This is a genomic window from Actinoallomurus sp. CA-142502 (genome assembly GCF_050936355.1).
Classification (GTDB): Bacteria; Actinomycetota; Actinomycetes; order Streptosporangiales; family Streptosporangiaceae; genus Actinoallomurus; species Actinoallomurus iriomotensis.
Map to the genome: position 1 here is coordinate 5,907,782 of NZ_JBNJMY010000001.1, position 17,714 is coordinate 5,925,495.

13 protein-coding genes and 1 pseudogene are annotated in these 17,714 nt (G+C 71.9%); 6 read left to right on the forward strand and 8 right to left on the reverse strand.

Features of this window, described 5'->3' with window-relative positions:
* Positions 1–34 precede the first annotated feature (34 nt).
* Positions 35–967, forward strand: coding sequence for a helix-turn-helix domain-containing protein (locus tag ACQEV1_RS28185; RefSeq protein ID WP_433397290.1), 933 nt, complete (start codon positions 35–37; stop codon positions 965–967).
* An 82-nt stretch (positions 968–1,049) separates the two neighbouring features.
* Here the strand turns inward: ACQEV1_RS28185 and ACQEV1_RS28190 are convergent.
* From ACQEV1_RS28190 to ypfJ, 3 genes and pseudogenes are all read right to left on the reverse strand, one after another.
* A pseudogene (locus ACQEV1_RS28190) lies at positions 1,050–1,388 on the reverse strand (hypothetical protein); the annotation flags it as partial.
* A gap of 170 nt (positions 1,389–1,558) precedes the next feature.
* Complete coding sequence (locus ACQEV1_RS28195; RefSeq protein ID WP_433397292.1) at positions 1,559–3,301, reverse strand: carbohydrate binding domain-containing protein; 1,743 nt, start codon at positions 3,299–3,301, stop codon at positions 1,559–1,561.
* A 188-nt stretch (positions 3,302–3,489) separates the two neighbouring features.
* The gene (gene ypfJ, locus ACQEV1_RS28200; protein ID WP_433397294.1) at positions 3,490–4,353 is read right to left on the reverse strand and encodes a KPN_02809 family neutral zinc metallopeptidase; all 864 of its coding nucleotides are present in this window, start codon (positions 4,351–4,353) and stop codon (positions 3,490–3,492) included.
* Between the two features lie 144 nt (positions 4,354–4,497).
* Here ypfJ and ACQEV1_RS28205 point away from each other — a divergent pair, with 144 nt between their 5' ends.
* The 3 genes from ACQEV1_RS28205 (at position 4,498) to add (ending at position 7,007) form a co-directional block, all read left to right on the forward strand.
* Complete coding sequence (locus ACQEV1_RS28205; protein WP_433397296.1) at positions 4,498–5,421, forward strand: LysR family transcriptional regulator; 924 nt, start codon at positions 4,498–4,500, stop codon at positions 5,419–5,421.
* 66 nt (positions 5,422–5,487) lie between these two features.
* Positions 5,488–5,928 (forward strand): hypothetical protein, encoded by a 441-nt coding sequence (locus tag ACQEV1_RS28210; protein ID WP_433397298.1) that lies wholly within the window; start codon positions 5,488–5,490, stop codon positions 5,926–5,928.
* Positions 5,929–5,987: 59 nt separating this feature from the next.
* Positions 5,988–7,007 (forward strand): adenosine deaminase, encoded by a 1,020-nt coding sequence (add, locus tag ACQEV1_RS28215; RefSeq protein WP_285634164.1) that lies wholly within the window; start codon positions 5,988–5,990, stop codon positions 7,005–7,007.
* A gap of 49 nt (positions 7,008–7,056) precedes the next feature.
* Here add and ACQEV1_RS28220 read toward each other — a convergent pair whose 3' ends face one another.
* From ACQEV1_RS28220 to ACQEV1_RS28235, 4 genes are all read right to left on the reverse strand, one after another.
* Positions 7,057–8,244 (reverse strand): polysaccharide pyruvyl transferase family protein, encoded by a 1,188-nt coding sequence (locus tag ACQEV1_RS28220; RefSeq protein WP_433397300.1) that lies wholly within the window; start codon positions 8,242–8,244, stop codon positions 7,057–7,059.
* Between the two features lie 127 nt (positions 8,245–8,371).
* Positions 8,372–11,212, reverse strand: a complete 2,841-nt coding sequence (locus ACQEV1_RS28225; protein ID WP_433397302.1) for a helix-turn-helix transcriptional regulator — start codon at positions 11,210–11,212, stop codon at positions 8,372–8,374.
* Positions 11,213–11,458: 246 nt separating this feature from the next.
* Complete coding sequence (locus ACQEV1_RS28230; RefSeq protein WP_285634173.1) at positions 11,459–12,307, reverse strand: MEDS domain-containing protein; 849 nt, start codon at positions 12,305–12,307, stop codon at positions 11,459–11,461.
* Between the two features lie 985 nt (positions 12,308–13,292).
* Complete coding sequence (locus ACQEV1_RS28235) at positions 13,293–13,754, reverse strand: ATP-binding protein (RefSeq protein WP_433397305.1); 462 nt, start codon at positions 13,752–13,754, stop codon at positions 13,293–13,295.
* 942 nt (positions 13,755–14,696) lie between these two features.
* On the opposite strand from ACQEV1_RS28235, the gene asnB reads away from it, so the two are divergent.
* Both asnB and ACQEV1_RS28245 read left to right on the forward strand, forming a co-directional pair.
* A complete protein-coding gene (asnB, locus tag ACQEV1_RS28240) occupies positions 14,697–16,538 on the forward strand; it encodes an asparagine synthase (glutamine-hydrolyzing) (protein ID WP_433397307.1) in 1,842 nt (613 codons plus the stop codon).
* Between the two features lie 2 nt (positions 16,539–16,540).
* Positions 16,541–17,020 carry a MarR family winged helix-turn-helix transcriptional regulator gene (locus ACQEV1_RS28245; RefSeq protein WP_433397309.1) on the forward strand — a complete coding sequence of 160 codons (480 nt, stop codon included), beginning with the start codon at positions 16,541–16,543 and terminating at the stop codon, positions 17,018–17,020.
* A gap of 10 nt (positions 17,021–17,030) precedes the next feature.
* On the opposite strand, the gene ACQEV1_RS28250 is transcribed toward ACQEV1_RS28245, so the two are convergent.
* The gene (locus ACQEV1_RS28250; RefSeq protein WP_433397311.1) at positions 17,031–17,681 is read right to left on the reverse strand and encodes a LysE family translocator; all 651 of its coding nucleotides are present in this window, start codon (positions 17,679–17,681) and stop codon (positions 17,031–17,033) included.
* Between the last annotated feature and the right edge of the window lie 33 nt (positions 17,682–17,714).

The following is a 17,714-nucleotide window of genomic DNA, read 5'->3' on the forward strand; positions in this document are numbered from 1 at the left end:
CCCAGAAAGCGGTGGCGCCTCGTAGGGTGCTGGTATGGACCTACGGACCGAGATCTCCGAGTTCCTGCGCACGCGCAGGGCCCGGATCACGCCCGAGCGAGCCGGGCTCGGTACAGGCGGCGGACGACGCGTGCCCGGGCTCCGGCGCGAAGAGGTCGCGGTTCTCGCGTCCATCTCGGTGGACTGGTACGTCCGCATCGAGCGCGGCAACCTCACCGGCGTCTCCGACGAGGTTCTCCATGCCCTCGCGGCCGCGCTGCAACTTGACGACGCCGAGGCCGCTCACCTGCACGACCTGGCGCGGGCGGCCCGCAGCTCGACGCGCAGATCTGACGCCCGCGCAACGCGACCCGCTCTGCGCCCCGGACTGCGAACCATCATCGACTCGATGCAGGGACTTCCGGCGTGGGCGCGCAACCACCGTTTCGAGATCATTGCGACTAACTCGCTCGCGCAAGCCCTCTACTCCGACCTCCTGCAGAGCCGGATCGCAGACGGGAACAATGCCCGGTTCACGTTCCTGGACCCGCTCGCACGCGACTTCTACGTCGACTGGGAGCAGACCGCCAACGACGTCGTCGCCGTCCTGCGCGGCTACGTCGGCGCGAACCCGGCGGATCGACGCCTTTCCAATCTCGTGGGCGAGCTCGCCACACGCAGCGACGACTTCTCTCGCCGGTGGGCAGTCTACGACGTGAAGTACCACCGCACTGGCTGCAAGGTCCTCCGTCACCGGGTCGTCGGGGATCTCGACCTCGGGTTCGAGGCGCTTGCGCTGCCCGACTCCACGACGCTGAGCTTGTTCGTCTACTACCCGGCCGACGAGCCGACTCGGGAGCGCTTGCAACTGCTGGAGAGCTGGGCCGCCACCGAAGCCCGCGACGGCAACTGGCCTCATCCCGTCCAGCCGCCAGGACGTGCATCTTGGAACCCGGCTTGGCCCGATCCACGGGGCTCGGACCTGTGAGTTCGCCCCTTTAGCTTACGTGGGCGGAGTCGAGCACGGCCTGGGATAGGTCGAGCAGGCCGCCGTCGAGCCGGCAGGCCGGCGCCCACGCCGACCCGTGGCAGGGGCGTATCGAGAGCGGGCCGAACTGGTCGAAGGCAAAACACCGGTCAGGGAACTTGCTGGTCAATTCCTCGATCCGGTCCAGCTTGACGTCCTTGTCCGGGTCCCTGGACTCCTTCCAGGTCCTGGTGCTCTGGAACGAGATCCCGCGTGCCACCACCAGGCGAGCGATTGCAGGCACCGACGTCCCGGACGCCGACGCCATGATGGTCAACGCTCGGCGGACCCGTGCCGACTCGTGCTTGCCACGCCGCACGATCTGCTGGAGCTTCTGCCCTTCCTGATCGGTCAACCGCGGCGCTTTCACCGGCTCTGCCATCCACAACCTCACGCTCGATAGCGATCACGTCTCGATCGAGAGTGAGGCCAGGCAGCACCGCCGTCCGGGACGCCAGACGGCGTGTCACCCGACCCGGTGAACGTTTGTGGTCAGCGCACTAGCCGGCGTGTGGTGTCCCGGCGAGGGGCCACCACACGTGCGGCGGCGCGTCAGGACACGGCGAAGTCGTCGGCGTAGATCGAGCCCTGGGCGTACCAGCCGTGGGCGTACACCGTGACCTTGCCCGTCGAGCCGGTCGTGAACGGCACGGTCAGCTTGGTCCAGCCGCTGGACGAGGCCCAGGTGCTCGCCGTCGCGTCACCGGAGACCCCGACGTACGCGTAGTTCCCCTGGACCCAGCCGGTCAGCGTGTAGGCGTGGTTCGGCTGGAGCGTGAGCGACTGGTCGCACTCGCCGGTCTGGCTCGAGGTGGCCGCCATCTGCAACGCGTGACCGCCCGAGTGCGCCGGCGAGGTCACGACGGTCCCGCCCGGCTGGCAGGTCCACGGGCTCAGGCCCGCTTCGAAACCACCGTTGACCAGCGCTCCGCCGCCACCGCCCGAGCCGTTCACGGTGAGCGTGAAGGTGGTGCTGTGGCTGCCGGAGGCCGCCTTCCCGGTGACCGTGATCGGATAGCTGCCGGGAGCGGCGGCCGACGTCGTGGTCACCTTCAGCGTGGCGGATCCGCCCGCGGTCACCGAGGTGGGGCTGAGGGAGGCGGTCACCCCGGAGGGCGCGCCGCTCGCCGTCAGCGCCACCGACTGGGCGGACCCGGACGTGACCGCCGTGCTGATCGTCGCGGACGTGGAGCCGCCGGGACTGACGGCCGCCGCGGAGGGCGCGGCCGCGATCGAGAAGTCGTTCGCGGGCGTGCCGCCGCCGCCGGTGAACGGCTCGAAGGTGTGACTGAAGAACCAGGTGTCCTGCGCGATGCCCGAGCAGTCACCCGCGCCGCCGGTGCCCGGGCAGCCGCCGTTGTCGCGCTGGAGGGCCCAGAACGACAGTGTGTTGATCCCGGTGCTCGCGGCCCACTGCTCGACCGGGGCGGCGTCGGCGGTGGTGAACGTCTCGGCCGGGCCGAAGTCGTCGATGCCGGGCATCTCCGTGACGCCGATCATGTTCCACAGCTCCGCCGAGCTCTTGCCCGGGTAGAGGGTGGCGAGCTGACCGTGCAGGCCGGTGGCGGCGGTCTTGGTGTCGTTCGCCATCTCGTGCGAGGCGTTGTCGTAGTAGTCGAACGTCATGATGTTGACGACGTCGATCCGCGCGTTGTTGGACACCGCGTTCCGCAGCACGTTCAGCCCGCTCGCCGCCAGACCGCCGGTCGTCGTGGGCAGCGTGTAGGAGAACTGCACCGTACGGCCGTTCGCGGCGGCCCAGTCCTCCACCTGCTTGACCGCCTTGTTGCGGCGGTCGATGCCGGCGCTGTTCGTCAGCGAGTTGTCCTCGGTGTCGAGGTCGATCCGCGTGATCCCGTACGTCGTGATGACCTTCTCGTACGCCGCGGCGATCTGTCCGACGTCGGTACAGCTGTCGGCGATCTCGGTGCCGGTGTTGTCGGCGGTGTAGCCGCCGAAGGACGGGATGACGTCGCCGCCGGCGGACTGGATCGAGGAGATCGAGGCGCCGAAGGACGAGGAGGCGATCGGCGAGCCGGTGTCGCCGTTCCAGTAGGGCGTGCACGACCCCTGGGCGCTGGTCTGGATGAACGCCATCGTCAGGTATCTGGCGCCGGACTGCTGGGACAGGGTCGCGGGGTCGTCCCCGGTCCAGGCCTCGAAGTAGGGGGCGAACACGTGGGTGGGCAGGGTCGCGGCGCCGGCGGTGGTCGTGGTGACCGCGCCGACGCCGAACGCGGACAGGATCAGCGCGGTGGTGGCGAGGAGGGCACGCAGGGGCGTACGTGGTCGCATGGGGGCTCCTGGAGGGCGACGGCCGTGCCCGCCCTGGGGCAGGCGGGCACGGCGGACTCCCGGCCTCGGCCGGGTGAGGACGTCACGGGCGAGCAGGGATGCGGATCCGCGTGCGCACCATCGTCAGACCGCGCGACCTATCTGTCAAGGTTCTTAACAGTTACCTCGGCCAACCCGCGCGGGCGGGCTCAGATGGAGCCGGAGAAGGTGTCGCAGCGGGACGGCGAGCCCGTGTCGTAGCCGGTGGAGAACCAGTGCCGCCGCTGCGCCGCGGTGCCGTGCGTGAAGGTCTCCGGGTCGACGCGGCCCCGGGCTCGCTCCTGGATGCGGTCGTCGCCGACCGCGCCCGCCGCGTCCAGGGCGTCCGTGATGTCGGCACCGGTGAACGGCTTGCTGAAGAAACCGGTCTGCACCCCGTGTTTCGCCCAGACACCCGCGTAGCAGTCGGCCTGCAGCTCCAGGCGGACCGAGCCGCTCGTGGCCCCCTGACGGCTGTCGCCGACCTGGCGCATGGTGCCGAGGACGTCCTGCACGTGATGGCCGTACTCGTGCGCGACCACGTACGCCTGGGCGAACGGGCCGCCCTTGGCGCCGAACTTGTCGTGCAGCTCCTGGAAGAAGCCCAGGTCGAGGTAGACGCGCTTGTCGCCCGGACAGTAGAACGGGCCGACCTCCGCGGTCGCCGCCCCGCAGGCCGTGCTGGTCGAGCCGCTGAACAGCCGGGTGCGGGCGATCGTGTAGTCATGGCCACTGTCGGCGAACTCCTGCTTCCAGTACGCCTGGACGCTGTTGACCACGCCGACGATGCGGCAGTCCTCGGACTGGTCGGCGTCGGCGCCCGTACGGCACTTCGACGACAGGTTCCCGCTCCCGGCGGGCGGCGCGCCTCCTCCCCCGCCGATGATGTGCCCGGGGTTCAGCCCGAAGACCAGCGCGGCGACGAGCGCGATCAGGCCGACCGCCCCACCGCCGAAGGCCATCCCCCCGATCGGCATTCCGCGCGAGTCCTCGACCTGTGACGCGTCGAGCTGTGCATCGTCATCGAAGTCCACGACGGCCCTCCTGATCCCGTCCGGCAGCGTCCGCCACGACGCCTCGATCCCCGATGAGAGCCGGATCTAACGCCCCGCCGGACCTCGCTGTGATTCGCGGCCGGCGGTCGGCGCTGACCTGCGTCGATAACATAGCGTGGCGGTATGCAGCTCCGGCATGTCGAGTCCTTTCTCGCGGTGGTGGAGGAGGGACAGTTCGCACGGGCGGCGAGCAGGCTGTTCCTGTCCCCGCCCGCGGTGACCGGGCATGTCCGCCGGCTCGAACGCGAGCTGGGAGTGCCGCTCCTGCACCGCTCGCCGGTGTCGCTGACCGAGGCCGGCGCACGGTTCCTGCCCCATGCCCAGGCCATGGTGACCGCCGCGAACGCCGCGTCCGCCGCCGTCAAGGACCTGCACGGCGCCCGCGACGCCGTGATCCGCGTGGGCGTGATGACCCCCGGCGCCGCGGAGCTGACCCCCGCCATCCTGCGCGCCTTCTGCCGCGCGCAGCCGCGCACCCGCCTCACGGTCGAGAGCCTCGGCTTCACCGACTTCCTGTCGGCGGTCCTCGAACACCGGGTGGACGTCGCCTTCGTGCGGCCGGCCCCCGACGACGAACGCGTGGTCACCGACACCCTCACCGTCGAGCCGCGCATCCTCCTCACCCTGGCGGCGGGCGACCTCGCCCACGCGGACGGCGTACGGCTCGACGACGTCCTCGACCTGCGCTTCGTCCGCTTCCCCGAGACCACGCCCCGGCTGCTGTCGGACTACGGAAGCTTCGCGGCGGCGCGCAACGGCATGGACGCTCACTGGGGCGTCGGCCAGGCGACCTCCGCGCAGGACCTGATGACCAGCATCGCCGCGGGATGGGGCGTCGCGGGCACGCTGCAGTCCCTCGGGCGCTACTACCGTTCGCCCGGCACCTGCGCCGTCCCGGTCGTCGACGCGCCCTGGGAGGCGAGCGCGCTGGTCAGCCGGAGGGACGATCTCCGGCCGGAGATCCGGGCGTTCCGCGACCTCGCGGTGGCCCTGGCCCGCGATCCCGGACTGAGCCGTCTTCGCCCCCCGGTCGCGCCGGAGCGCTGAGCGCCCCACGTTGGGTCTGGCCCCGAGCCCGGTTCCGCGCGATGCTGCGCGAAACGGGAGGACACATTGGCGGACACCGAGACGACCGATGACGCACGGGACACCCGGGCGGCGAAGTACGACGGGCTGGCGATCGCGTCGATCACCCTGAGCGTGGTCGGGCTCGTGCTGGCGGCGGCCACGTGGGCGGCCTGGCTCTTCCTCATCCGGTCCGCGCCGTTACGGCTGTACCGCACGGCGTGGCTCGGCCTGGACATCGTCGGGCGCACCGTCACCTACGTGATCGGCTCGCTGTGGTTCGCGGTGCTGCCGGTCGGGGTGCTGGCGATCGTGCTCGCCCGGCTCGAACTGCGGCTCGCTCCCCCGCCCGAGTCGCGAGCCGTCGCCCGCGCCGCCACCGTGGCCGGGATCATCGCACTGCTGCTCGCGCTCACGGGCGCGTTCGTGTTCAGCGTCCGGATGGGCCAGGCGCCGGTGGTCCCCGACCAGACCGGGGACGGAGCCTGATCCTCCGGTGCGAAAAAACGGATGGCGCGCAAGTAGTACGTATGACTACCGTGGCACGCGTGATCGCCGAGGACTCCGGAGACCTGACCGCGCTGCCCAAGGTCGAGCTGCACAGCCACCTCGACTGCTGCCTGAGCCATGACGCCGTACGCCGCATCGACCCCGGCGTCACCCGCGAACGCTACGAGGCGCTGTTCGCCGGGCCGCCCCGGTGCGCCTCGCTCGCCGACTTCCTGAAGTACACGCTGAACTACCGGGCCATGCTGCAGACCGAGCGGGCGCTGCGGATCGCGGTTCAGGACGTGTTCGCGCAGATGGCGGCCGACGGCGTGGTCTACGCCGAGCTCCGGTTCGCGCCCCTCGTGCACCTGGGGGACGGACTGTCGGCGGACCGGGTCGTCGAGTGCGTCGCCGAGGAGACGGCGCGCCAGAGCGAGGCCACCGGGATCGACGCCGGCCTGATCCTGTGCACCCTGCGCGACCACGACGCCGGCCAGAGCCTGGCCACCGCCCGCCTGGTCGAACGGCACTCCCGTACGGGCCCGGTGGTGGCGCTGGACATCGCCGGCGACGAGATCGCCCACCCTCTCGACCCGCACCTGCCCGCGTTCGACCTCGTACGGGAGGCCGGGCTCGGCGTGACCGTCCACGCCGGCGAGGCCGGCGGCCCGGAGAGCGTACGGGAGGCCCTCGACCGGACGGGCACCCGCCGCATCGGGCACGGCGTGCGCGCGGCCGAGGACCCGGCGCTCCTCGACCGGTTGCGGAACGAGGGCGTCCACCTGGAGGTCTGTCCGGCGAGCAACGTGCAGACGGCGGTCGTACCCGCCCCCGAGGCGCACCCCGTCGACCGCCTGCGCCGCGCCGGGGTGCGCCTCGGCATCAGCACCGACACCCGCGGGGTGACGAACGTGCGGCTGACCCAGGAGTACGAACGGCTGCGCGACCTGTTCGGCTGGACGCTCGCCGACTTCCACGCGGTGAACCGCGACGCGCTGGCGGCCGCGTTCGCCGCCGACCCGGTACGGCGGCGCGTGGGACGCGCCCTCGACGCCGCGTACGGGCGCGCACCGGCGTGACGCCCGGACGTGCCCGCGGACCTTCCCGGCGCGTCCGGACACGCCGTGGTCACGAACGTCGCGGATGAGCCGGCCCGGCGTCCGCTCCCAGGTTCGCGTCCATGTCGACCGGCACGGAGGCCGGAGTCTCCAGGCCGTCGATCACGGCGCGGCAGCGTTCGAGGTTCTGCAGCGCGCGCTCGCGCAGCACCGTGAACCTCTGCCGCAGGCGCCGGGTGCAGGCGTCGCGGTCGTCCCACAGCCGGTCGAGTTCCGCCAGGAGAGGCCCGGTCTCCCTCCTCGCGACGCCGGTCAGCGCGGGCGCGCCGACCACCTGCGCGAAGTCGAAGACCTTGCCGGCGTAGGGCAGCGGCAGGACCGGCACCCCGGCGCGGGCGGCGAACATCACGAAGTGCAGGCGCATGCCCACCGCGAAGTCCAGGTGACGCATCAGCCCGGCGATCTGCGCGGGCCGGTACGCGCGGTTGAGGATCCGCGCGGTCTCGGGGGCGTTCATCGCCGACAGCACCGCGTGGGCGTGGGCGATGTCGCCCCGTTCCATCGGCACGAACACCGTCTGGGCCTGGAGCCGGCAGGTCATGAAGTCCGCGGCGGTCGCGAGCAGCTCGTGGTAGCTGGCCTCGTCGAGGTGGTCGGCCGCCCGGCCGGGCTCGCGCACCGACATGCCGACCAGGCGGTCGTGGCTGTCGATGCCCTCACGCAGCAGCATCTCATCGGTGAACTCCTCCGGCTCCAGCAGGACCGCGGCGTCGGCGGTCACCGAGAGCGGCCGCCCGACCCCGGCGTTCTCCAGCACCAGGACCGATTCGTGGTCCCGTACCGTCAGGTCGGTGAGGTTCTCCACGGCCTCGCGGACGAGGCGGATCTCCGCCCGGTCGGTCAACGGCCCCGCGCCGATCGCGTAGCCGAAGGTCGGGACGCCGAGTTCCTGCGCCAGCCGTACCGGTCGCGTGACCGCACTCGCCTGGCCGTCGTGCAGTACGCCGCCTCCTCCGAGGACCAGCAGGTCAAGGCCGGTCTCCGCCTCGATCAGCCGGCTCTGCGACACCCCGGTGTAGGGCACCGCGGTCAGACCGAAACGCTGCCGGCTGTCCTCCGGGTGACGGCTGAAAATGATCAGTTCCGCCGTCGGGCGGATCTGCCGGAGGCCGGTCAGCACACAGGTGAGGATGGCCTCGTCGCCGAGGTTCAGGCCCCCGTAGGAGCCGAGCACCCCGATCCGGAGGGGGCGACCCACGGAATCCGGCATCCCCCGATCACCACCTCGACACCGGCCTGTGGCGATGTGCGTTCACTCCACCATCGCACCAGGCGGCGGACCCGCGTCAACAGGGCACCGAGGACCTGTCATGAGGGGAGATCCCTCACTCCGGGGCGGGCGGTTCGCTCTCCGGGGCGTGCTCGGCGACGAGGCGGGCCAGCTCGACGCGGGAGCCGATGCCGAGCTTGCGGAAGGCCTGGCCGAGGTGGAACTTCACGGTGTGCGGTGAGATGAACATGCGCGTGGCGACCTGGGGGTTGGTCAGCCCCTCGGCGACGAGCGCGGCGATGGCGCGTTCGGTGTCGGTGAGCGCGGCCCAGCCGGAGGCCGGGCGCTCTCCCTGGTGGTTGCGGCGCCGCACCCCGAACTCCCGCAGCCGGGCGCGGACGCGGGCCGCGTCCCGTGCCGCGCCGACCCGCCGGTAGCCGGTCAGCGCCTCGTCCAGGTGGTGGATCGCCGCCTCGTGCGCGCCGGGCGTACGGGCGCGCAGGACGCCCAGGTCCTCCGCCGCCGAGGCGCGGCTCCAGGGTTCGAGGTACGTGGCGGCGGCCCGCGCCAGGGCCTCGGGGTCCTCGTCGAGGATCCCCCGCGCGTGGGCGGCGGACGCGGCGTAGGTCCGGAAGCCGGGGTTGCCACGGGCGAGGGTCTCGGCCATCGCGGTGAGGGCCTCGCCGACCGGCCGTTCGCCGGCCGCGAGGGCGGTACGGGTCAGCCAGGCGGCGGCGTTCGGCTCGGTCATGAGCAGCCGGCGGTGTTCGAGGGTGCCCAGGAACCGCGAGTGGAACTCCTCCATCGCCCGTGTCGCGCCGGCCTGGGCGTCGACGACCCGGGTCACGGCCCAGTCGCCCCAGCGCATCCCGTACGTCGCGCCTCGGCCCCGCCGGTGCGAGGACTCGTACCGTTCGACGCTCCGCACGGCGGCGTCGATGTCGCCGCGGAGCACGGCGACGAGGGCGAGCACCGCGAACCCCAGCAGGTCGAACGCGTGCGCGCCCACCTCCTCGGCCCGGCCGAGTCCCGCTTGGGCCTCGGTGGCGGCGTCATCGAGGCGGCTCTGCGCGAGACGCAGCCGGCCTCGGAAGATCGCGGGGCACGGGTCGTAGGTCGTGTGGCCGAGTGCCGTGATCTCCTCGTCGGCGGTCCGCAGGGCGTTCTCGGCCTCCTCGATCTGGCGGGTGTCGGTGAGGAGGCTGATCAGGTGCAGGCGCGGGTGGGCGTGCCGAGCCTTGATCGGCCCGTCGGCCGCGATGCGAGTGGCCTCGCGGACGTGCCCGATCGCCTCGGCGCACCGCCCTTCGGCCCATGTGTCGCTGCTGAGGAGCATGTGCGCGCCGACCAGGGCGGTCGGGCCGTGGCGTTCGCCGGCGGCCACCACCGCCTCCGCCCGCTCGTGTCCCCGCCGGTCGTGGTTGGCGAACATGCCGCGGAACAGCACCTGTTCGGCGACGCCGCGCAGCTCGTCCGGCAACCCCCGCTGCTCCAGCACCCGCTCCGCCTCCGTCACCGCCTCGGCGGCCCGCCCGGCGAGCAGGAGCGTGTACGCCAGTTCGTACCGCAACTGGGCGGCCTGCCGCGGCCGCGTGGCCCGGTCCAGCGCGGCACGTGCGAGGCCGATCGCGTCGGCCAGCCGCCCCGCGTTGCTCAGCGCGTAGACGGCCGTCACCGTACGGTCGAACCGGCCGGCGTCGGAGGGCCCGGTGAGTTCGAGGGCGCGTACGGCGAGGTCGGCCGCGGTCTGCGGGGACGACGGCAGGACCTCGCGTACCGCCCGGTCGAGTCCGGCCACGGCCTCGGGATCGCCCGGCCGGGCGGACCACAGCAGGTGCGCGGCGGCGCGGATGGATGATCCGCCCCGCTCGAGCAGCATGCCGGCGGCCTGCCTGTGCAGGGCCCGCCGCGCGGACTCCGGCATGCTCTCGATCATCGCCCGCCACAGCAGATCGTGCCGGAAGGCCAGCAGGTCCCCGTCCGGCACCACGACTCCCGTCGCCTCCGCCTCCTCCACCGCGGGCAGCAGCCGGCTGGGCAGTTCGCCGAGCATGTCGGCGAGGTCGTTCACGTCGAACGAGCGGCCGAGCACCGCCGCCACCTGCAGGACACGGCGGCAGTGCGCGGACAGCCGGCCCAGCCGGCGTCGCGCCGTCTCCTGCACCCGGAGCGGCAGCCGCCGGGAGACCAGGCGTGCGCGACCGTCGCCGATCTCCACCGCGCTCTCGTCGAGGAGGCCGCCGAGCAGCTCGACGAGGATGAACGGGTTGCCGCCCGCGCCGGCGGCCAGCTCCAGCACTTCGGCGTCGGGCGTCGCGCCGAGCACGTCGGCGACGACCGCGGCCACCGCCCGGTCGTCGAGGGCCGCCAGCCTCATCCGCGTGGCGCCCTCGCGCTCGAGGACCTCATAGAGCCGGTCCACGCCCGCGTCGCCGCTGCCGGTCGTCCGGGACAGGATCCACACCAGCGGGTAGGAGGCCAGTTCCGGGATCAGCGTGCGCAGCGCCAGCAGGGTCGTCGGGTCGGCCCAGTGCAGGTCGTCGAGCGTCACCAGGAGCGGGCCGTGGGCGGCGCGCCGCTCCAGCCGCGCCTGCAGCTCCTGCACCAGCCACAGCCGCAGGTCCGCCGCGTCCCCGCGGACGTTCGCCACCGAGGCCAGCAGCGTCTGGGTGGACTCCCCCAGAGCCGCGGTCAGCGGCGCGAGCGGCTCCAGCCGCCCCGGCTCCTCCACCCCGCCCCGGGCGATGGTGAAGCCCCGGTCCGCCGCGGCCTCGGCCGCCTCGGCGAGCAGGCGGGTCTTGCCCATGCCCGACTGGCCGTCGACCAGCACCACGCCGCCGCGGCCGCCCTCGGCCGCGCACAGCGCACGGGTCAGCACCCGCCACTCCCGGTCCCGGCCACGCCGACCGGCCCCCGGCGGCCGGAGATCGGCGGCCGGAGCGCTCAGAGCGGACACCCACCCACCCGCCGGGAGACGAGAGACCACGCGACCAACGTACCTGGTCAACGCCCTGCCGCCGCTGGGCCTGTCTCGAAGTCCCCGCCCGTGGCGAGCGGTGTCCAGGCGGCGCGTCGCGAGTTCGTGGGGTGGGGGCGACGACGCGGCGAGGCGTCGCCCGGGCGCCGCACAGCAGGACAGCGGGGCTTGGGGACAGGCCCTAAGCGAGAGCGGCCCCGGACCGCTCCCCGCCGAGGCGGGCGGTCAGGACGGCCGGGAGCGTCCGCGGGCGAGACCGGGGAGGTGGCGCCAGCCGAGAGTCTGGATCAGGCCCGCCACGTCGGGCGGAAGGTCGTCCAGGATCAACCGCCGGCCGGGTGAGATGCGCAGGGCATAGGTGACCAGGAGGCTGAGGATGCCCAGGTCGAGGAAGCGCACCTCCGCGAAGTCCAGGTGCGTGTCGGTGGTGGCGCGGCCGACCGAGGTGAGCGCGGTCAGCAACGGCGCCTGGCGCGCGGTGTCGAGTTCGCCGGCGAGCCGCAGGCCGTCGGGGGCGTGGCTGCGGGTGATGCGGAGGACGCCGTCGTCGAACTCGGGGTTCGCGGTCACCCGCAGCCGGTGCGTGCCGGTCAGCGCCCTGAGCTGGTCGGCGGAACAACGGCTGCGGTCGAGCTGGCAGATCGCCATCACGGCGGGCTCGGCCGCGACCGCCTCGGCGAACCGGGCCTCGCAGGCGAGCATCAGCGGGTACGCGCCGGACTGGCGGAGCGCCCAGCTCATGTCGGCGGTGAGCCGGACGGCGGGATAGCCCTGCTCGGCGGCCTCGGTGATCTCCCGGCCGATCACCGCGAGCATCCGGTCCGGGTCGAGATGTCCCTGGGGCAGACAGACCGCGCCGCTAGGGATGACCCGTAACTGTCCCGTACGGACGAAGCGGTCGGCGTCGGGACGGCCGCCGAGCCCGGGAAGCCGGCGGTGACCCGCCTCCCCGACGTAGATGACCTTCTGGCGGGCGGCCAGGCCGTCCTTGAGGAAGGGCCCGATGACCTGCGCCTGCTCCGCCGGCGTCGCGAAAGGGAACGCAGCATGATCACCCGGCCGAATCTCGCCCACCGGTTGTGCCGTAATGCGAATTCCCATTTGCAGTCCACAAAGTAGTCGTTCGGCTACCGCAGGTGAGTGTACGCCGAACACCGCCCGGCTCTGGGTGACTCGGCCTGACCTGGCCTGCCAGCCGATCATCAGACGGCCGAGCGAAAGCGTCGCCGATCTCCCTCACGAGTTCGTCGTGAGGCAGGCCACGGGAACGATGGCGCCCCGCGGCACCAGGGTCTCCGGGCGAGCACGCGTCGGCCGGTCCCCGGTTCGACGCGGTTGAAGTCCTCGTGCGGTCCGGCCGTCGGCTCCGGATCGCGCCTCCGCCATGAGGCCGCGACATCTCGGTATCGGAGGGGGAGGCCATCCGGCCGGCGACGGACGCGGGGAGGAGGCGAAGTGCGGTACCCCGATACCCACACTGAAGAGGCCCGAGGGGTGAGGCGCGGCCGACGGTACGCGACGAGCCTGGCGATCAACGGCGCGGTGCCGCTGCCGGTCTACCTGCTCCGCCGCCCCGGCTCCCCAGTGACGTCCACGCCCTGGCGATCACGATGCCTACGCGGTGCCGCTGCATGTCCACCTGCTCCGCCGCCCCGACTCCCCCGTGACGTCCACGCCCTGGCGATCACGATGCCCGTTTCCGTCGCCGGTGCGCTCGTCGGGTTCGCGTGACGTCGCCGGCCGGACCCGGTCGGCGTCCTCACGTGGGCGCGTGCGGCGTCGCGCTGATCGCCGCGCCGCCGTCCGGACGCGACCCGTTCGCCCTCGAGCGCGGGGGTGGCCGTCGTCGCCGGACCGCTCGGCCGCGCGCCGGCCCACTTCTCCTCGCGGTCCGCCTGGCGGACCGCTGCGCTCACGAGCCGGAGACCCCGGACGCGCAACGGCGGCCACCGCGCTGACCGCGATCATGGGCGGCGCGCTCGTCGCCCGTTCCCTCACGCTGACGATGGGCCATCCGGGCGAGACGGACGCACGGCGTCGCGGTGGCCCCGCCGGCGGCTCAGCGCGCCGCCCGGGAGTCCGCTCCGCCGGAGCGCGACGCCCCCGCGAGTGACTCCGCCTGGAGATGCTTCTCGAACCGGATCATCGCGCCCTGGAGGGGACGGCTCTCGATCTGCAGGTTCTCCGCCAGGGCGGCGATGATCTGCAGCCCCCGCCCGTGTTCGGCGGTGGCCACCTGGTCGGCATGGACCTGGTTCAACAGCGCCGAGTCGAACCCGCGGCCGGTGTCGACGACCTCCACCACGCAACGCGAGCTCATCACCTGGACCCGGACCTCGTACTCGTCGCCCTCGTCCGCGTGCTGGATGACGTTGGCACACGCCTCCCCCAGGGCCAGCGTGATGTCGTCACGAATGTCGCTCGACACCTTCAACGCGGCCAGGGAGGCGTCGAGGACCTCCCGGGTGACACGGACGGTTTCGGCGTCTCTGGGCAGGCACAACACGAGCGATACCTTCACGAGCACTCCCCACGGTCGAGGCGGTCATCGGCCCGGAAGACGTACCCTCCCCGCCGGGCCGAAACGGCGAATGCCGAAGTGACACATGGGACGACGATCCTGAGGCTCATCGCGTCGTATGTCCTGAATATGCCGGTGACAGCGCGATTGTCTGGGTACGCCCTGCGGAGAGAACCCAGGACGGGCGGGGGTGGGGACGTGCCCAAGACGACCGAGAAGGGCACCGTCGGGCGGAGCGAGCCGCCCGGCACGAAGACTCAGCGCACGTTCGCCGAGGCCCCCGACTCCGCGGCCCCACCGTACGGCGAGGGACGGCAGGCGCACCGCGTCGCGCACGAGTCGGTCAATCACATCCAGGAGAAGGCCGGCGACCCGCCAGGAGCCGAAGCCGCCGCGGCGATGCGACCGGCGCCCGGTCCGCGCGGTCGGCGCCGACGACGGACCGGCGCCGTACCGGGTGGCCTCCCCTCCGCGGCGCACCGGCGTCAAGGGCCCCTCGGACGAACGGTCCCCAGGCGGGCGCAACACGTCGCCGCCACCCACGAGCGAGGTCGACACCAACGCCTCCATGCAGCACCTCTACGACCCCGCCCGGCGGATCGACGTCCCCGGCCACTCATGGATGAGCAAGGGTGAACCGGCCCGGCCCGACCGAAGGCCACACGAGGCCCGGCACGCCGGTCCGCGCCGCCGATCGCGGCCCGGCGCACAGTCCCCGGCGTCGCGATCCGCAACATCCGCCCCATCCCCCCCGAAATCCTCGATGCGTTTTCTGGTCGATCTCCGCTCAACGAGCCACGCCTTCACCAGCGACCTCACTCGACGTGACTCTGCTTGTGAGGATCATGTAACATGAAATTTATATAGTTCGTTAATACAAGTGGCGGAAGGTGATCAGCGAGCTACGCGCCGTATGAGAACAACTGCCGGTTGGAGGGTTGTATGTGTGGAATCACCGGGTGGGTGTCGTTCGAGCGCGACCTACGCGCCGAACCGGCCACCGTCGACGCGATGACCGAGACCATGGCCTGCCGTGGCCCGGACGACCGCGGAACCTGGATCACGGATCACGCCGCTCTCGGGCACCGTCGACTGGCCATCATCGACCTGCCGGGCGGCCGGCAGCCGATGAGCGTCGACACCCCGAACGGCCCGGTCGTGATGGTGTACTCCGGCGAGGCCTACAACTTCACCGAGCTCCGTGACGAGCTCATCGGCCGCGGGCACCGGTTCCGCACCGACTCCGACACCGAGGTCGTGCTCCGCTCGTACCTCGAATGGGGTGACGCGTTCGCCGAGCGGCTCAACGGCATGTACGCCTTCGCGATCTGGGACTCCCGCGAGAACCGCCTCGTCATGGTCCGCGACCGCATGGGCATCAAGCCGTTCTACTACTACGAGACCGCCGACGGCGTGCTGTTCGGCTCCGAGCCCAAGGCGATCCTGGCCAACCCGCTCGCCGAGCGCACCCTGACGCTCGACGGCCTCCACGAGCTGTTCGCGTTCGTCAAGACGCCCGGCCACGCGATCTGGGAGGGCATGCGCGAGGTCGAGCCGGGCACCATCGTCACCGTCGACTCGAACGGCCTGCGCACCACCCGCTACTGGACGCTGCGCACCCGCGAGCACACCGACGACCAGGCCGCCTCGGTCGCGCACGTACGGGAGCTGCTCGAGGACATCGTGCGCCGTCAGCTCGTCTCCGACGTGCCGCGGTGCACCCTCCTGTCCGGCGGACTCGACTCGTCCGCGATGACGGCGATCGCCGCCCGGCAGCTCGCCGAGGTCGGTGAGACCGTCCGCAGCTTCGCCGTGGACTTCGTCGGCCAGACCGAGAACTTCGTCCCCGACGACCTGCGCGCCACGCCGGACACGCCGTACGTGCACGACGTCGCGGCGCTGTCCCGCACCGATCACCAGGACATCGTCCTGAACTCCGACCAGCTCGCCGACCCGGAGGTGCGCTCCAAGGTCATCCGGGCCCGCGACATCCCGGCCGGCCTGGGCGACATGGACGCCTCGCTGTACCTGCTGTTCAAGGCCATCCGCGAGCACTCGACGGTGGCGCTGTCCGGTGAGTCGGCCGACGAGGTGTTCGGCGGCTACCAGCAGTTCTTCGACCCGGAGGCCCAGCGCGCCACCACGTTCCCCTGGCTGGTGCGGTTCGCCAGTCACTTCGGCGACGACGGCGGCATTCTCTCGCCTGACCTGTCCAAGGCCATGGACCTGCCGCGTTACATCCAGAACGCCTACGACACGTCCATCGCCAAGATCGAGCGCCTCGACGGCGAGAGCGACTTCGAATGGCGGATGCGCAAGGTCTGCTATCTGCACCTGACGCACTTCGTGCGAATCCTGCTCGACCGCAAGGACCGCGCCTCGATGGCGGTCGGCCTCGAGGTCCGCGTGCCGTTCTGCGACCACCGCCTGGTGGAGTACGTGTACAACACGCCGTGGTCCCTCAAGACCTACGACGGCCGGGAGAAGTCGCTGCTGCGCGGCGCCTCCCGCGACGTGCTGCCGCAGTCGGTGGCGGAGCGGGTCAAGTCGCCCTACCCGTCCACCCAGGACCCCAAGTACGCGGTGAAGCTGCAGGACAACGCGCGGGAGTACCTCTCGACACCGGGCCACCCGGTGTTCGAACTCGTCAGCCGCGACTGGCTCGCCCACACGGTCGAGATCGACACGCCACAGATCACGCAGGCGTCTCGGCACGGTCTCGAACGCACGCTTGACCTGGCCCTGTGGCTGGACATGTACAAACCGACGCTGAAACTATCCTGAGCATGACTGCGAGGACGGTGAGCGCCGACGAGGCGCTGGACGTCGTGATCGCGATGCATCGCCTCATGCGGCGCCTTCGCCGTACTGGTCACAACGGCACGGTGCACCCGACGCAGCTCATCGTCCTCGCCCTGCTCAACCAGTACGGCCCGCTGCGCATCGGCGAACTCGCCCGGCGCGTGCCCTGCTCCCAGCCGACCGCCACCACCGCGGTGGCGGGCCTGCTGTCGGCCGGGTTCGTCGACCGCGAGGCCGACCCCACCGACGGCCGCGCGACCCGTGTGGCCGCCACCGCGGCTGGCCTGGACATCCTGCGGTCGTTCGCGCACAGCGAGGCCGAGGTCCTCGCCGAGCTGATGTCGACGCTCCCCAAGGACGACGCCCGGCTCGTGATCACCGCGGCGCCCGTCCTCAGCACCCTCGCCGACCTGCCCGCCGCCGGTCCGGCGCCGGACGACGACGTGTCGCCGCCCCTCGCCTGACGTCGGGACGTCAGCGGTCCTCGGCCAGAAGGTCGACCGCGAAGCCGAGAAAGGCGATCCCGCTGACCTGCTCCATCCGTCGCCGGAACGACGGCCGCCGGATCCGCTCGCCCAACGCGGCGGCCGCCCCGGATACCACCCAGTACCAGATCGCGAGTTCGGCGACGTCGATCGCCGAGAAGAGCATCGTGGTGCCGAACACCGGCGCGTAGCGGGGCATGAACTGCGGCACCAGGCTCATGTAGAAGACGCCGGCCTTGGGGTTGAGGAGGTTGGTCCCCATTCCGGCGCGGAAGGCCGCGAACCATCCGCGCGGAGTGGACCCGCCCGGCCATTCGGCGGCCGAAGCGTCGCCGCTGTCCCCTTCCGGTTCACGTCGCCGGGCGTGCCACAGGATCGACGCGCCCATCCACGCGAGATAGACGGCACCGCAGATCCGTACGGTGTCGTAGGCCAGGTGGGAGGCGGTGAGCAGCGCGGTCAGGCCGACAGCGGCGGCCAGGGCCCAGACCCCGCAGCCGGTGAGAACGCCGAGAGCGGCGACGAACCCGCCACCCCGCCCCTGGACGATCGAAGTCCGCAGGACGAGCAGCGTGTCCAGCCCCGGGGTCACGTTGATGATCAGGGCGACACCCGCGAACGCGAGCGCGGCGGTCAGCATGCCCGAATGCTAATGATCTCCCGCTGAAACGAA

Coding starts and splice junctions, on each gene's coding strand:
- ACQEV1_RS28185 (WP_433397290.1), top strand. CDS start 35: ATGGACCTACGGACCGAGATCTCCGAGTTCCTGCGCACGCGCAGGGCC.
- ACQEV1_RS28250 (WP_433397311.1), bottom strand. CDS start 17,681: ATGCTGACCGCCGCGCTCGCGTTCGCGGGTGTCGCCCTGATCATCAAC.
- ACQEV1_RS28245 (WP_433397309.1), top strand. CDS start 16,541: ATGACTGCGAGGACGGTGAGCGCCGACGAGGCGCTGGACGTCGTGATC.
- ACQEV1_RS28205 (WP_433397296.1), top strand. CDS start 4,498: ATGCAGCTCCGGCATGTCGAGTCCTTTCTCGCGGTGGTGGAGGAGGGA.
- asnB (WP_433397307.1), top strand. CDS start 14,697: ATGTGTGGAATCACCGGGTGGGTGTCGTTCGAGCGCGACCTACGCGCC.
- ACQEV1_RS28195 (WP_433397292.1), bottom strand. CDS start 3,301: ATGCGACCACGTACGCCCCTGCGTGCCCTCCTCGCCACCACCGCGCTG.